Annotated in this window: 13 protein-coding genes; 3 read left to right on the top strand and 10 right to left on the bottom strand. The window is 35.5% G+C overall.

Annotated elements, in window-relative coordinates:
• Position 1 precedes the first annotated feature (1 nt).
• The 3 genes from A1D26_RS04000 to A1D26_RS04010 are packed head-to-tail and all read left to right on the top strand — an operon-like array spanning position 2 to position 5,057.
• Positions 2-1,333 (top strand): transferrin-binding protein-like solute binding protein, encoded by a 1,332-nt coding sequence (locus A1D26_RS04000; protein ID WP_157402793.1) that lies wholly within the window; start codon positions 2-4, stop codon positions 1,331-1,333.
• Positions 1,333-3,588: a TonB-dependent receptor domain-containing protein gene (locus A1D26_RS04005; RefSeq protein WP_157402794.1), complete on the top strand. Its 2,256-nt coding sequence runs from the start codon at positions 1,333-1,335 to the stop codon at positions 3,586-3,588. Before A1D26_RS04000 ends, A1D26_RS04005 begins: the two co-directional genes overlap by 1 nt.
• Positions 3,589-3,641: 53 nt before the next feature.
• Positions 3,642-5,057 carry a surface lipoprotein assembly modifier gene (locus A1D26_RS04010; RefSeq protein ID WP_157402795.1) on the top strand — a complete coding sequence of 472 codons (1,416 nt, stop codon included), beginning with the start codon at positions 3,642-3,644 and terminating at the stop codon, positions 5,055-5,057.
• A gap of 120 nt (positions 5,058-5,177) precedes the next feature.
• On the opposite strand, the gene A1D26_RS04015 is transcribed toward A1D26_RS04010, so the two are convergent.
• From A1D26_RS04015 to mdh, 10 genes are all read right to left on the bottom strand, one after another.
• On the bottom strand, positions 5,178-5,927 hold the full coding sequence (locus A1D26_RS04015) for an MlaA family lipoprotein (RefSeq protein WP_157402796.1): 750 nt from the start codon (positions 5,925-5,927) through the stop codon (positions 5,178-5,180).
• A 15-nt stretch (positions 5,928-5,942) separates the two neighbouring features.
• Positions 5,943-6,572 carry an MBL fold metallo-hydrolase gene (locus A1D26_RS04020; RefSeq protein ID WP_157402797.1) on the bottom strand — a complete coding sequence of 210 codons (630 nt, stop codon included), beginning with the start codon at positions 6,570-6,572 and terminating at the stop codon, positions 5,943-5,945.
• 16 nt (positions 6,573-6,588) lie between these two features.
• Positions 6,589-7,143 carry a YcbK family protein gene (locus tag A1D26_RS04025; RefSeq protein ID WP_157402798.1) on the bottom strand — a complete coding sequence of 185 codons (555 nt, stop codon included), beginning with the start codon at positions 7,141-7,143 and terminating at the stop codon, positions 6,589-6,591.
• 143 nt (positions 7,144-7,286) lie between these two features.
• The gene (locus tag A1D26_RS04030; RefSeq protein WP_157402799.1) at positions 7,287-8,870 is read right to left on the bottom strand and encodes a L,D-transpeptidase family protein; all 1,584 of its coding nucleotides are present in this window, start codon (positions 8,868-8,870) and stop codon (positions 7,287-7,289) included.
• A 93-nt stretch (positions 8,871-8,963) separates the two neighbouring features.
• Positions 8,964-10,970: a carboxy terminal-processing peptidase gene (prc, locus tag A1D26_RS04035; RefSeq protein ID WP_157402800.1), complete on the bottom strand. Its 2,007-nt coding sequence runs from the start codon at positions 10,968-10,970 to the stop codon at positions 8,964-8,966.
• A 21-nt stretch (positions 10,971-10,991) separates the two neighbouring features.
• Positions 10,992-11,525, bottom strand: a complete 534-nt coding sequence (proQ, locus tag A1D26_RS04040; RefSeq protein WP_157402801.1) for an RNA chaperone ProQ — start codon at positions 11,523-11,525, stop codon at positions 10,992-10,994.
• A 144-nt stretch (positions 11,526-11,669) separates the two neighbouring features.
• Positions 11,670-12,623 carry a thioredoxin-disulfide reductase gene (trxB, locus tag A1D26_RS04045; protein ID WP_157402802.1) on the bottom strand — a complete coding sequence of 318 codons (954 nt, stop codon included), beginning with the start codon at positions 12,621-12,623 and terminating at the stop codon, positions 11,670-11,672.
• A 62-nt stretch (positions 12,624-12,685) separates the two neighbouring features.
• Positions 12,686-13,534: a co-chaperone YbbN gene (locus A1D26_RS04050; protein WP_157402803.1), complete on the bottom strand. Its 849-nt coding sequence runs from the start codon at positions 13,532-13,534 to the stop codon at positions 12,686-12,688.
• Positions 13,535-13,580: 46 nt separating this feature from the next.
• The gene (locus A1D26_RS04055; RefSeq protein ID WP_157402804.1) at positions 13,581-13,847 is read right to left on the bottom strand and encodes a DUF3761 domain-containing protein; all 267 of its coding nucleotides are present in this window, start codon (positions 13,845-13,847) and stop codon (positions 13,581-13,583) included.
• 83 nt (positions 13,848-13,930) lie between these two features.
• Entirely contained in the window at positions 13,931-14,875 is a 945-nt protein-coding gene (gene mdh / locus A1D26_RS04060) for a malate dehydrogenase (protein WP_157402805.1), read from the bottom strand.
• Between the last annotated feature and the right edge of the window lie 177 nt (positions 14,876-15,052).

Here is a 15,052-nt window from a genome sequence, read left to right on the forward strand (position 1 = left end):
TATGAAATTTACCAAAAACCCAATTGCACTAATTATTCTTGCAGCTTCATTAACAGCTTGTTCTGGTGGGAGTAATAAATCAACACCAGCGGCTGAAAGTCCTAAGGTGAATGTTGCACCAATCCAAAAGAATAATGCAAATACACAATCAGAAAATGTAAATTCACAGACTGGGAATGGAAGTAAGCAATCAGAAAATGCAAGTTCACAGACTCATAATGGCAGTAAACAATCAGAACATGCAAGTTCACAGACTCAGAATGGCAGTAAACAATCAGAAAATACAGGTTCACAGACTGGGAATAGCAGTACACAAAATAGTAATTCACAATCTACTAATAATCCCACAGATTCAAAAGATATTACCAATTCTAACGACCGTGATAATATCGAATATCTCTTAGACCCAACAAAAAAAGTTAAATGGCGTCAGCTTACTGCATTTTTGGATTCTAGTGAAACAGACTCCGCAAACCCACTAAAAAACAATGGAAAAATGGCACCATTAGGTGCAGCAGCACATGTTAATGGTGATCTACGCTATTCCGGCGGAGATTTACGTAAAAACCTAGATAAGCTTGATTATGACCCTTCATTCTTGACAAACGCTGAAATCAATCCAGATAAATTACAACACTCAGTAATCACAGATAAAACGGGAAAAACCGTAGTAAATACTCATTTTGTAAATCAAACTTACTCATCGTATCTCAGTTTCAAAGCAGAAGTTCCCCTTACATCTTTAGATGATGAAGGTAAAACAGTGAAAGCTCTTGATGCTCCTTCAGCCTATATTGCAGTACCAACGAAAGCGGACAAAGCTATTTTAGATCGTAAAGTAAAAGCCACCTATAAAGGCCACACTATTGGAAACCAAAACCGTGATAATAATCAATTTACATTGGGGGATATTCAAATCGATGCAGATTTTGAAAAAATGCAAATTAGTGGTGAAATTACCAAACGTAATGATGAACTACTACGAGTTAGAGCTAAATTTAAAGGTGCTGGTTATAAAGGTTATACCACCGATCCAGAAGCTGCTGAGCCTGGAACTACCGATCTCATTAATCCAGAGAAAATGGAAGAACTTTATGCAAAACATCGTTCATTACAGGTTAAATTACTGCCAGCCGATATCAAAATTGCCAATGGTGTAGTAAGTTTTGAAAACAATGATGGAGCTTTAGAATTCGAGGCATTTAATAAGGATAAAGTTAAAACTGGTAGTTATGCTGGTATCTTCGCTGGCCCTAATGCTGAAGAAATTGTCGGAGAAATTAAAGCAGGACAAAACTTCATTAGCTTTGGTGCAACTGAGGTACAAAAATAATGAAACTAAATAGACTTTCATTACTTATTAGCTATTCATTGCTGGGGATTACCCCAGCAATGGCAGACACATCTCCCATATTAATTGATGAAATTAAGGTATCAGGTCAAGTAGGCAATCAAAAAGCAGATAAAGCCTTTACCAAAGCTGGGGGAATTGCAATTCGTGGTGAAGAAAAGCAACTTCAATCTTTAGATAGTGTGGTACGAGCTTTGCCTGGTACTTATACGAATATTGACCCTGTACAAGGCACTGTCACTGTTAATATTCGTGGAATGGCAGGGCTTGGTCGAGTCAATACTGTAGTTGATGGCGTCCCCCAAACCTTTTTCGGCACATCCGCTAATGGTGATCGCCGTTTCCACGATGAAGATGGTGGATTACCACCAAGTAGCCAACACGGAACAATGATTGATCCTAATTTTTTAACCGAAGTGAGCATCAATAAGGGCTTTTCGACTGGCTCTCAAGGAGTAAATGCTCTGGCAGGAAGCGCCTCATTTAAAACTCTTGATGTCGATGATGTCATTTTCAAAGGAAATAAAATCGGTATTAGATCTAAGTTCAGTTATGGTACCAATGCTTTAGGCTATAATGGAATGTTAGCCCTTGCAGGTAAAACGAATGCATTTAGCTCCACAGGAAGTGTCGGCGGATTATTTGCTTATAGCCAACGCAAAATAGGTTCAAATTATAAACGTGGTGATGGTAAATATGCTAAAGAAAATGCTTACGCCAAAAGAATGGATCAACGCCCCGCTTCTTGGTTAGCTAAAATTGAATTATTACCGACCGATCAGCATCGAATTTTACTTTCTGCAAGGGATTACCATAGCAATATTGGTGGGCGAGATATTCAAAATAAAAATTACAGCCTAAATTACCACTACACGCCAGATTCTGATTTAATCGATCTAGAACTACTCGCTTCAAGTACGAAAAACACCCAGAAATATGATCAGGAATCTGCTTTATGGGAATTGACGGATGCCTCTACAATCAATAAATCTGACTATATCGATTTAAAAAATACGAGCAACTTTAATTTTTGGAACAGTGAACTGACAGCAACTTTGGGCACAAGCTACTTTAATAATAAGTATACCCGAAAAGCGAAAGGTAAAAATCAAGATAATTTTGATTACACACCTTTTGCCCCAACAGGTAAACAGCGAATTGCAAGCGTCTATCTTAATACTCAGTGGAAAAAATCTATTTATACTTTAGATGGTGGGCTAACCTACACTTACTCTAATTTTAGAGGCTTTAAACCTGCCTGTGGCACTGTTGGCGAATATACTATTCCTTGTTTCCCTCAAGGTGCTTATAACATCAGTATGGTCAATTACTATGTTGATCCATCCTTGATGTTATCTGCTGATATTAGTGAATGGTTTAATCCATTTATTAGTTATAGCCGTAGTACCCGAATGCCAAATATCCAAGAAGTCTTTTTCAATAATGAGAGTGGTGGCTCAATGAACCCGTTCTTGCGCCCAGAAAAAGCACAAACTTATCAGATTGGTTTTAACACCTTTAAACATAATTGGCTTACAGATACAGATAAATTAGGCATCAAACTACTTTACTATCGTAGCAAAATTAAAGACTTTGTTACCTCTGAATCATTTTATATTTCTAATTCTGGGCAATTTACACAAGATATAAATGACGTTGGTAGCGGTAGTTTCCATTCTCAAGTCTCTATTAATTCCCTTACACCTGTTAAAACAAGCGGTGTGGAACTGGAATTAAATTACGATACTGGAAAATACTTTGGACGATTATCTTATAGCTATGAAAAAACATCACAACCAATTGGTGTACAAAGCTCTAACGATGGTTTTGGTTTTGGAGATATTTATGAATTACCAAAACATTATGCCACTTTGGACCTTGGTGCTAGACTGTTAGATAAAAAATTAACACTGGGTAGTATTATTAAATACACTCAAAAAGTGAAAAGAATTAGTCCGAAGGGTATTAACGCAGGTACGAATGATAAAATAGAAACTCAAACGATACCGCAAAATCCAATGATTGTGGATATTTATGCTAACTATGAAATCAATAAAAATTTCAGTTTAAGAGCAAGTATTCAAAATCTATTTAATTCACTTTATATTGACCCACTAAATAGTCAAAATGCAACACGCTCACAATTTGTAGGTGATGGTAAAGGTGGAGAGGCTTATACCTATACGAATTATGCTCGTGGTCGCACCTATATTATTGGTGGTGAAATTAGATTCTAAATATATTCCCTTTATTCTGAATAAAGAATAAAGGGATTTTTTATTACACAAAAATGAACATTAAATATTATTTACCTTTAATTTATTTATTCCCAACCTCTATTGTAGCTCAGCACACGAATACCGCTATTGATAGGGAATTAAAAGTAGCTATACCTAAACTCACAGACTTATCTGCAACTATTTCGGAGAATAAAGAAGATTATTCAACGGAAATCAATGATGAACAGTTGGCAGATAACCCTAATTTAATTTCGCATTTTCTGAATTTAGCTGTCGATCAAAAGCAGGAAATGTTAATTCCTAAACTTATAGAGATGTATAGAAAATATCCACAACGAGATCTCATTCTAGTTGATTATGCTCAAGGCGCTTATTTTCACTCAATTCAAGACTATAAAAAAGCAATAAAATTATATTCTAATCTATTAAAAACACACCCTTATTTAGATAAAGTAAGGTTTAAACTTGCTCAATGGTTATTTGAGGACACTCAATTAAGTAATGCAGAAGAACAATTTAATCAATTAAAAAATGCTACGCTACCAAACTTTATAAACAAGCAAATTGCTTTATACCAAGAAGCTATTAAAGAAAAGCAAGAGATCAATTTCAATATCAAGTTTAGTTATATTAAAGATAACAACATCAATAATGCATCATCAGAACCTTATATCTATATAGGCTCAACTAAATTTAAGAAAACAGAAGAATCACTACCACAAAAAGCAGAAGGAATACAATATCAATTAAACATAAATAAAATTCATAATATAAAAGACAACCATAATATATACATTGAGAATGAATTGGAAGGAAAGTACTATTGGAATAATAAAGAATATAATGATATCAACAACAGATTTTATTTGGGATATCAATATCAAAATGCAAATAATCGATTTGCTTTTCTTCCTTATTATGAGAAAAGATGGTATTCTCAAAAGCAATATAGTAATGAAAATGGTATCCGTCTAGAATTAGATAAAAGATTATCTAATCAATGGCAATTTTCTACTAGTTCTGAATTTGCTCAAACAAGATATAAGCACAGTAGCCAAAAACGAAAAAAACAATTATATTCTGGAACATTAGTACATATTTTGTCTCCTAAAACCGCTCTATATCTAGGTTCTGATATACTATTTGAAAATACACATCAAAAAAGAAATAACTCAAATAGATATTCATTACGGCTGGGTGCTTCGCATCAGATAAAAAATCTATTTTCTACCCAAATAACATTACAGGTAGCCAAACGCTACTTCAAGGGTAATGATCTCTTTGTTGCTAAAAAACGCAAAGATACTGAATGGAATTTTTCAGCAACCATATGGAAAAAAGAATGGAATTTATGGGGAATAATACCTAAATTAAATTACCGCTATCAGAAAATTAATTCAAATATCCCTGAATTTTTCTCATTCCATAAACATCAATTAAATTTATTCTTTGAGAAGAATTACTAGAATAATTATTTTCCAATAAGGAGTAAACTATTAAGAAGTGCTTTATCTAACTTTAAAGACTATAGATGTAGGTGTAATGGACAAAAGAATGATTGATTTACCCATTACACCCTCAAAAAACTAATCAATATTCTTAAGTTCTTCCTGTGACAGTGTTTCTTTTGTACTATTAGAGGTTTTACCATCTTTAACTTTAAATTCCAAATTTTGGAAATAAGCTTCTCTAAATGTTGCATAAGGATCTTGTGATTGCTTCAATAGTGCATCTTGTCCTAACAATTCTGCACGTTTGTTAACGCCTTGAACGGTAAATTTTGCAATGGACCAAGGTGTTGCAAGTAAAGATAAGACAGGATAAGTCGTATCAACAATTCCCCCTAGATCTTGACGAGGAGTCGCAGGTCCATAGGCAGGAAGCATTACATAAGGCCCAGTAGGTACATCATAACTACCTAGTGTATCTCCAAAGGTACGGCGACCATTGTCTAATTTCAAGTCATTCGTCATACTTGCAAAGTCAATCAGCCCACCTAAACCAAAAATAGTGTTAAACCAAAAGCGAGTAAAATGCACCATCGCTTTTTTGCCTTCACCTTCAAGTAACCTATTCACAAAACTAGCAGGCTCATCAAGGTTATTTGCCACATTTACCAATCCTGTTTTTACCGGACTTGGCACATAATCTCGCCAACCTTTAGCAACAGGCTCAAGAACATAAGGATCTAAATACTCGTAATTGACTTTCCACATTGCACGATTAAATCCTTCTAGAGGGTCTTTACGTTGTCCCGTTTCTTGATCAATGGATGATGAACATGCAGTCAATATCAAGACAGGAATCATATAAATTAATTGCTTTAATTTTGCCATATTAAACCTTATATATTATTTTAAAAAGGGGTTTGTTTTCTTCTCACAACCAATGGTTGTATGAGAACCATGTCCAGAAATCACAATGAAATCATCATCTAAATCAAACATTTTATGCCGAATCGTTTGAATTAACTGATCAAAATCACCTCCGTAGAGATCTGTTCTTCCAATACTATTCTTAAATAGAACATCACCACTAAAGGTTATTTTATTCTCAAAATCAAAGAAACCAATATGCCCGGGGGAATGTCCTGGTAAATGACGAATTTTAAAAGATAGCTTACCAACGTCAACGATGTCATCTTCTTGTAACCAACGGTCAGGTAGAAAAGCAGGAACTTCAGGAAAACCATATTCACGACAGATTTGTGGTAACTGCTCAAATAAAATTTTATCTTCTTGCTGAGAACCCAAAACTTCAGCATTAAAGTATTTCTTTAACGGTTCAACTGCCATAATATGATCAAGGTGTCCGTGGGTAATTAAAAGTTTTTGAACATGCAGATTTTGACTTTCAATAAACTGAATAATTCTTTCAGCATCTCCACCCGCATCAATAACCGCAGCATTTTTATCATCATCCCAAATAATTGAACAATTTTGCTGAAATGCCGTAACTGGAATAATTTGTAAATTAAACATCTAAACGAACCGCTTATTATCCACGCCAAGTACGAACAGGGCCAGTATCAACATGTACGAAATTGCTTCCTGGGTAATAACCTACACCACCGCTATGTAAACTTTCTGCCGCCAATTTTACTTTAGCTAACGGCACTCCTGGAATATAAAAATCAACAGCTTTACCTAGAATATGATAACTATTACTTGCTACACCTCGAGAACGACGTCTCATTCTTGCATTCGTCTGTGCAGAACGATAGCCACTTAATATTAAAATTTCAGAATTACGCATTCCCAATTTAGCTTGAATACGCGTCAATTTTAAGAATAAATTTGGATCGATAGCTCGTACTTGGTTGGTATGTCGATCCCGCATAATATAATTTAACTTACTAAGATCATTACGAGAAAAACCATTCGCACTATAAGATGCATTTAATGTTTCCCCTGTATTTACATTACGTAAACGCAAAGAAAGTGGTTTAGGTGTTGAAACAATTGCACTTACATAATTTGGCAAAAAACTAGCTCCAAGCATAATACCGCCAAGAGATAACCATCTACGGCGTTGTAAATTTGTTTTTTCCATTCTTTACCTCATTATTTTCATGATAATGTCACTATTAGATCCCAAATCAATTTATTTAAGAAACCAATAAATGTATTTTGAATGTATTCTTAAAAGAAAGTTCCGAGAAAAATAAAAATTCTTCTCGGAAAATTTATAATTTTTTAAATCAGATTTTTAACTTTTGCCCAATCTAACGATGTTTTCGGAATTTTCACATCATATTTATAAATATCAGGTAAAGTATAAACTTTGCCACCTTCAACCCAAGATGTTACATAGTATAAGTAAACAGGATTATCCGATCGAATTGGTGCTGAAGTAGTTTTATTGCTCGCAAGCACATTTCTTTTACGTTCTTCTGACCAACCTGCCTCTTTTAATAGTAACGTTGCAAGCTCGTCTGATTTTGCCACTCGTACACAACCTGAACTTAATGCCCGATCACTCTTTCCAAACAAACCATGATTTGGCGTATCATGCAAATAAATCGCATCAGAACTTGGCATATTAAACTTATAACGTCCTAATGCGCTATCATCGCCAGCTTTCTGGCGAATATGATATGGGAAATTTTTTGTCGGGTTATCGTAAGCAGCCCAGTTAATACTGTAAGGATTAACTATGCTACCTTTACTGTCAATAATTTCATATCCTTTACGTTCCACATAGCTAGGATCTTGACGCATTTTTGGTACTAAATCTTTATTTTTAATGCTTGCAGGTACATTCCAAGGTGGATTAACTACAACATTACTCAATTTACTGTACATTACTGGTGTTCGACGTTCATCACGACCAACAATAACTTTAGATTGCAAAACTGCTTTACCATCACGGAAATAATGTAACTGGTAGCTTGGAATATTCACAAAAATTCCATTATTGAAACTAGGAATTAAACGTAATCGTTGTGCATTTAATGCTAATTTATAGAACGAAGTCGATAATCCTACTTCAACATTTTGCTCATTATTTACCTTTTTAGATTTTTTCTTTGCACTATTCCCAATACTTCCATTAGAAGACGTAGCAAATAGCTTCTGAATAGTTTCTTGATAAATATGATTACGCGGGACTAAATTTGCAATATATTGAGCCATAGAACCACTTTTTGTAGCTTGAACCCAAGCACTAATATGGTTTTCCGCTGGGGCAGAGGTACTATAACTTCCCAAATTGTAAAGCCACTGATTTGCAAACTTGACAACATTTTTGTTGTAATACAAATAATCTAAAAAGCTATCTGTCAATAAAATATCTTTAGCTAAACCTTCTGGCATATTGATAATTTGTTGGAGTGCTTTGGCTGATTTCGTGGATACTCCACTGATAGCAAATGCCGCATACTCTTTCAAGAAAATTTTCTCAGCATTTTTGTCCGACCAAAGTGGTTGAAAATCATTTTCTAAATAAACTTGTGCTACTGTTGAAGAAAGCAACAATTGATAAGTCCCAATTTCTTGCTGAAGACGAGCTTCTGCTTGTGCTAATTTCTCTGCTGCAATTCGTTTTTCTTCTTCTCGTTGAATAATATTTTCTGCTTGTTTTGCTAATGCTTCCGCTCTTGCTTGTTGTGCTGCAAAACTTAATTGTGGTAATACGTTATCTTGTGTAACAACACTATCTGTTGCAACAGCGGTTACAGCCTGAGTACCTGACGCTGCTACATCAACTACGGGAGCAGGAGATTCAGCTAATGCGGTAGTTGATAACATCAAAATAGGCAAGTAGTTAAGTTTTCTCATTGAAATCAATATCCGAATTTGTAAATTTTCTAATAAAAGAGACCGCTTTAAAAATAAGCGGTCTAGGATAGTATCACATTATAAGCGATTTTTTTATTTTTTATCCATCTGTAACCAATCTATCATCATTTTTTCCGTTTCTTTTAAGAAGAAATCTGGAGCTTCATAATCTTTTGGTAACGCATCAAGATTTTTCAATGGTTTCTTACCTTCACGTTTAAAACGAGCATTGAGATCATTTAATCGTTTAGTTTCATCAGTCTTATTCTCTTTCAAGCGTTCGGCAAGATTTAACGATGTAAATTTACGTTCATCTTTCTGCTTACGGATTGCGATATCTTCATTTAACGTAATAAATTCAGGTTCTTTTGCAATACGTTCAGAATGTTTACGAGTTAGCTCTGCTACATTTTTACGAGCATTTCCCACTTCCGCATAGGTGGCTGCAGGAATTTTATCCCAAGGCAGTGCATTATCTTCAAAACTTTCACCTACTTTCTCCGCATTGATGATTTCAGGGAAGCGAATATCCGCCTCAACCCCTTTCAGCTGAGTACTGCCACCATTGATACGATAGAATTTCTGGATAGTATATTGAATAAAACCTAATGGACTTTGATCCAAATCGTAAACAAAATTCAATGAACGACTTTGCTGTACTGTTCCTTTTCCGAAGGTTTGTTGCCCAACAATAATAGCTCGATTATAGTCTTGCATCGCAGCAGCAAAAATTTCAGAGGCTGATGCACTATAACGGTTTATCATTACCATAATATCGCCCGTATATTCGACACTACTATCTGGGTCTTCGTGAACTCTAATTCGATTGAACGCATCACGCACTTGAACAACGGGGCCATCTTTAATAAAGAGTCCCGTTAACTCAACCACTTCAGGTAATGAACCACCACCATTTTCACGCAAATCTATGATCAAACCATCTGCTTTTTTAGCTTTCATCTCTTTTAAGAGTTTACGAACATCTGCGGTCAAACCAATGTAGAAAGTAGGAATTTTAATAACTGCAATATTTTTTCCTTCTACTTTATCGAAAGTCAATTTTGCAGCACTATCTTCTAAGCGAATTTTATCGCGAACAAGGGTAACAACTTTATTTTTTCCACCTTTTGCTGGCTCAATTTCAAGGAAAACTTTCGTACCTTTCTTACCTTTAATTTTATCGACAACATCATCTAAACGCCAACCAACCACATCTTCAATTTTATCTTGTGCTTGACCAACACCAACAATTTTATCGCCAGCTACTAATTTTTTGCTACGAGCGGCTGGTGCTCCTGGCACAAGTGATTTGATTTTTGTTACATCATCTTCCATTTCAAGTGTTGCGCCAATACCTTCTAAGGAAAGGTTCATACTCTCTTGGAAACTTTTTGCTGCTCTTGGTGAAAGATAACTCGTATGCGGATCAATTTCCCTAGAGAATGCATTCAAATAGCTTTGTAAAATATCATCAGCTTTATTTTGTGTTAAACGGCGAATTGCCAAGTTATAACGTTTAACTAATGTTTTTTTAATTTCAGCCCATTTTTTATCTTTCAAATATAAATTGATAATATCGTTTTTAACACGTTGTTCCCACAATTTATCTGCTTCTTCTTTTGTTTTCGGGAAAGGCGCCTTTTCACGATCATTTTCAATTTGATCATCACCTTTTAGGTCAGGTTCTTTATCTAATAATGACAAAGCATATTGATAACGCTCATAACGGCGTTTCATTAGCAAATCATAGATTTCGAAAGCACTTGCTAATTTTCCCTCGTACAATTCTTCATCTAATTGTTTAGCATATTTAGCACGCATTTCATCAATATCAGATTGCAAAAAAGTGTTATGTGATGCATCAAGCCAATCAATATAACGATTAAAAATTTTATCAGCAAAAGCATCATCTAAGGTAAATTTATGATAATGAGATTGCGTTAAACGTGCCGTAACACGTTTAGTAGAAAGTATATGTTGTTCTGTTGGTTGAGGAATAACTAATTCACTAGCTTTGATTGTAGGCTCAACAGCAAAAGTACTGATCGTAATTAAGCTACTACAAAAACCAACAAGATATTTAAATTTGTTATTTATCATAACTATTTTATCTCAATCTATTTAGTGTCTATTTTTACTAAATTTATTTTCTAAGGCAGCCAAACTTTCAATAGAAGCTTTGCTTGGTTCGTTGCGTTTTTTCATTTCTGCACGTTTTTGTGCATTTTCTTCTTTCGCCTTTTGCTTAAAAAACGCCTTACGTTTTTCTTTTTGTTCTTTAATTTGCTGTGCTTTTCTTTCTGCGTAAGCTGCCTTTGCTTGCTCAAGTGATTTTGCTGCGTGTTCTGCTTGTGTTGCATCAACAACACCACATTCCTCACCATTTAACCCAACACGAACAGCACCTTCTTTACAAGAATGAAGATAACGCCAGTTTGCTGTATAGTTACGCAATGCCTGACGTAATAAGGTTTTACTTACTTTACCTTCTTCAGATAAAGCCTCTGCTAACTCTTGAAACAAACCAATTTTTAATGGTTTTGCTTCTCCTTCTGTTGAAAAACATAAAGGGAATTTTTCAGCTAAATACGCAACAACTTCTTTAGTTGTTAAGGTTGTTTTTTGATTTTGCTCTAAATCAAGTTGTTCAGTCATAAATTGTTCCATATAACGAAAGATAAAAATATTTTGGCTATTTTATTCCATTATCCATATTAAAAATAGAGAAACTACACGCAAGCGGGTAGATTTCTCATAAATTTTGCAACTATCAAATAACTAGAAAATAGTATTTGCCAATTAGTTTCCTTGCGCATCTAAAAAACGCTCTGCATCTAACGCAGCCATACAGCCAGTTCCTGCTGATGTAATTGCTTGACGATAATGATGATCCATTACGTCACCTGCAGCAAAAACCCCTGCAACACTCGTTGCTGTTGCGTTACCATTTAAGCCTGAATTAACTACAATATATCCATTATTTAATTCAAGTTGGTCTTTAAAAATTTCAGTATTTGGTGAGTGACCGATAGCAATAAAGACACCATCTAAAGTTAAATGTTCCACACTATTTCCTTGAACACTTGCAATCTTCACTCCTGTGACACCCATTTCATCGCCAACGACTTCTTCTAAAACACTATTAAGATGTAAAACAATTTTACCTTCTTCTACTTTCTTCATTAAACGCTCAATTAAGATTTTCTCACTACGGAAAGTATCACGACGATGAATTAAATGAACTTGCGAGGCAACGTTAGATAAATAGAGAGCTTCTTCTACGGCAGTATTCCCCCCACCAATGACTGCAACTGGTTTATTACGATAGAAAAAACCATCACAAGTTGCACAAGCAGAAACACCACGCCCTTTATAAGCCTCTTCTGATGATAAACCTAAATATTTAGCCGATGCGCCTGTGGCAATAATTAATGCATCACAAGTAAAAGTGTTGAAATCCCCTGTCAATGTGAATGGGCGTTTTGATAAATCTACGCTATGAATATGATCGAAAATAATTTCGGTATTAAATTTCTCAGCGTGTTTTTGCATCTTATTCATTAAGTCAGTCCCCGTGACTTCTTCAAATTCACCAGGCCAATTTTCAATTTCAGATGTAGTGGTAAGCTGCCCACCTTGTTGCATACCTGTTACTAAAACAGGGTTTAAATTTGCACGAGCTGCATATACTGCGGCAGTATAGCCCGCTGGCCCTGAACCTAAAATGAGTAATTTTACGTGTTTTGTTGCCATTCTGTTCTCCATATAAGCGGTTAGATATTGCGAATTTTTTGTAATATCTAACCGCTTGTTGATCAATATAATAAGGAATAAAGTTGTCTGCGGTATTTTGCAACCATTGGATCTGCATTACCCATTGCTGAAAGTATGGCTAAAAACTGCTGCTTAACTTCACCATTGCTAATATTCAGATCTTGCTTTAACCAATCAAAAAGTAAATCCAATGCTTCTTGATGTCTTCTTACTTGATGTAGTTGATTTGCTAATTTTATCGCAATTTCTGGAGAGCGATTTTTACCATAGTCGGCTTGTAATTGCTGAATTTCTGGAGAATCTGCCGCTTGTTCCAATAATAAAATCTGATCTTGCAACCCTTGCCAACGGCTGTCACGATCCTGAATAGGAATTTGCGATAAAATTGCTTTGGCGGGGTCAATATCTTTTAAAGCAATATAAGTTTCTGCATACAGCAAACCAAAATCACTATTTTTTTTATTCGTTAATTCCCACGCATTTTTTAAAAGAGGTAGCGCGAGATCATATTGCTCAGCTTCCAAAAATTCGATTGCTTGAGCAAATTTTAAATCTTCTTCCTTCGGTAAAATATTTCCTAGACGAATACGCAATTCCTGCTCAGACACAATACCTTGAATGGCATCAACAGGCTGCCCATTTGCAAAAAAATAGCTTGTTGGAACCGCTTGTACTCTAAATTGAGAAGCAACCATTGGTTGCTCATCACAATTGACAATCGCTAAAAGAAATTGTTTGGGAAATTCATCAGACAAACGACGAAAAAGTGCTTCCATCTCAATAGAAGCTGGCTCCCTTGCTGATATAAAATGAAAAACGACAGGGATTTCTGTCGCAGCATTTATCACTTCACTGAAATTTGTGTCATCTACATTGATTAAATAATTCATAATAACCTAAAAATAAGTGGCTTATAGTAGCTACTTTTTATGAGTTCTACTCCGCACGATAACGGTCAATAATCATCATTGTACCGCCATTACCCGAACAAGTATTTTCCTTAGCGGTAGAATAAGTACCATCACGACAGAGCGCAGTGGCATTGGCTGGAACATTTAATGGAATCTGAGATTGCTGAATTGCTTGTTGCGAAATCACCGTTGCAGATTGATCTTTTGCTTTGACCACTTCTACTGGTTTATTTGTTGAGCAGGCTGATATAGCCACGATAAGCGCACTCCATAATACAATTTTTTTCATCATTAACTCCAATTCTCTGTAAAATAAAAGCCGAAAACAATGTTTTCGGCTTACATAATGACGACATTTTCGACTAAATTCAAGTCTTATCCGTTAATGAATTTTTCACCTAATTCAATATCTGCTTTCAACGTCGGGATCATTGCATCAACTGCTGCTTGTTCGTAAGCACTTAATTCACCAATTGGTAGTAATTCTTCAACACCATTACGTCCCAAACGAACAGGTTGTGCAAAGAAACGAGCGTACTTGCCATCGCCTTCAACATAAGCATATTCTGTGACTTCTTCGCCAGTTAATCCTTTTAATACAGAACGAGCAAAACGCGCAGCGGCTTGTGCCATTGAAAGTGTTGCAGATCCACCACCAGCTTTCGCCTCAACAACTTCAGTACCCGCATTTTGAATACGTTTAGTTAATGCTTCAACTTCTTCTGGCGTAAAATGAATTCTATCAGCTTCATAAGCCTGAGAAAGTAATGGTAAAATCGTCACACCTGAGTGTCCACCAATCACTGGTACTTTGATACGATTTACATCTTTACCTTTTAACTCGGCAACAAAGGTTTCTGAACGTAACACATCAAGTGAAGTAACCCCAAATAATTTACGCGGATCATAAACACCTGCTTTTTTCAGCACTTCTGCAGCAATTGCAACTGTCGTATTTACAGGGTTAGTGATAATACCAACACAAGCTTTAGGGCAAACCACCGCTACTTTTTCGATTAAATTACGTACGATACCCGCATTGATATTAAATAAATCAGAGCGATCCATTCCTGGCTTACGCGCAACACCTGCTGAAATCAAAACTAAATCTGCATTTTCTAGTGCTGGAGTTGGGTCTTCGCCACTATATCCCGTTGCTTTTACTGCTGTTGGAATATGACTCACATCTACCGCCACACCTGGAGTAACAGGGGCAATATCATAAAGCGCCAATGTAGTACCTGCTGGTAACTGTAATTTAAGTAATAGTGCTAATGCTTGTCCAATACCGCCTGCTGCACCTAAAACTGCTACTTTCATAGGGTTCTCCTTACTTGAGTATAAAAATCAGATGACCAAAGTGTATGTAAAATCAATCGAATATTCAAATATCAAAATAAAATTTTGCGACCTAGCGCAAATTTTTTAGAAAAAAAGTCTATTCGGATTGATTTTTTTGCATAAATACACAAAAATCCAGCATAATTTTAAATCTTA

The sequence above is a fragment of the Ursidibacter maritimus genome (assembly GCF_009761395.1).
Classification (GTDB): domain Bacteria; phylum Pseudomonadota; class Gammaproteobacteria; order Enterobacterales; family Pasteurellaceae; genus Ursidibacter; species Ursidibacter maritimus.

Excerpts from the sequence above, each read along its gene's own strand:
- A1D26_RS04000 (WP_157402793.1), top strand. The coding sequence starts at position 2 with ATGAAATTTACCAAAAACCCAATTGCACTAATTATTCTTGCAGCTTCA.
- A1D26_RS04005 (WP_157402794.1), top strand. The coding sequence starts at position 1,333 with ATGAAACTAAATAGACTTTCATTACTTATTAGCTATTCATTGCTGGGG.
- A1D26_RS04010 (WP_157402795.1), top strand. The coding sequence starts at position 3,642 with ATGAACATTAAATATTATTTACCTTTAATTTATTTATTCCCAACCTCT.
- A1D26_RS04015 (WP_157402796.1), bottom strand. The coding sequence starts at position 5,927 with ATGGCAAAATTAAAGCAATTAATTTATATGATTCCTGTCTTGATATTG.
- A1D26_RS04020 (WP_157402797.1), bottom strand. The coding sequence starts at position 6,572 with ATGTTTAATTTACAAATTATTCCAGTTACGGCATTTCAGCAAAATTGT.
- A1D26_RS04025 (WP_157402798.1), bottom strand. The coding sequence starts at position 7,143 with ATGGAAAAAACAAATTTACAACGCCGTAGATGGTTATCTCTTGGCGGT.
- A1D26_RS04030 (WP_157402799.1), bottom strand. The coding sequence starts at position 8,870 with ATGAGAAAACTTAACTACTTGCCTATTTTGATGTTATCAACTACCGCA.
- prc (WP_157402800.1), bottom strand. The coding sequence starts at position 10,970 with ATGATAAATAACAAATTTAAATATCTTGTTGGTTTTTGTAGTAGCTTA.
- proQ (WP_157402801.1), bottom strand. The coding sequence starts at position 11,525 with ATGACTGAACAACTTGATTTAGAGCAAAATCAAAAAACAACCTTAACA.
- trxB (WP_157402802.1), bottom strand. The coding sequence starts at position 12,623 with ATGGCAACAAAACACGTAAAATTACTCATTTTAGGTTCAGGGCCAGCG.
- A1D26_RS04050 (WP_157402803.1), bottom strand. The coding sequence starts at position 13,534 with ATGAATTATTTAATCAATGTAGATGACACAAATTTCAGTGAAGTGATA.
- A1D26_RS04055 (WP_157402804.1), bottom strand. The coding sequence starts at position 13,847 with ATGATGAAAAAAATTGTATTATGGAGTGCGCTTATCGTGGCTATATCA.
- mdh (WP_157402805.1), bottom strand. The coding sequence starts at position 14,875 with ATGAAAGTAGCAGTTTTAGGTGCAGCAGGCGGTATTGGACAAGCATTA.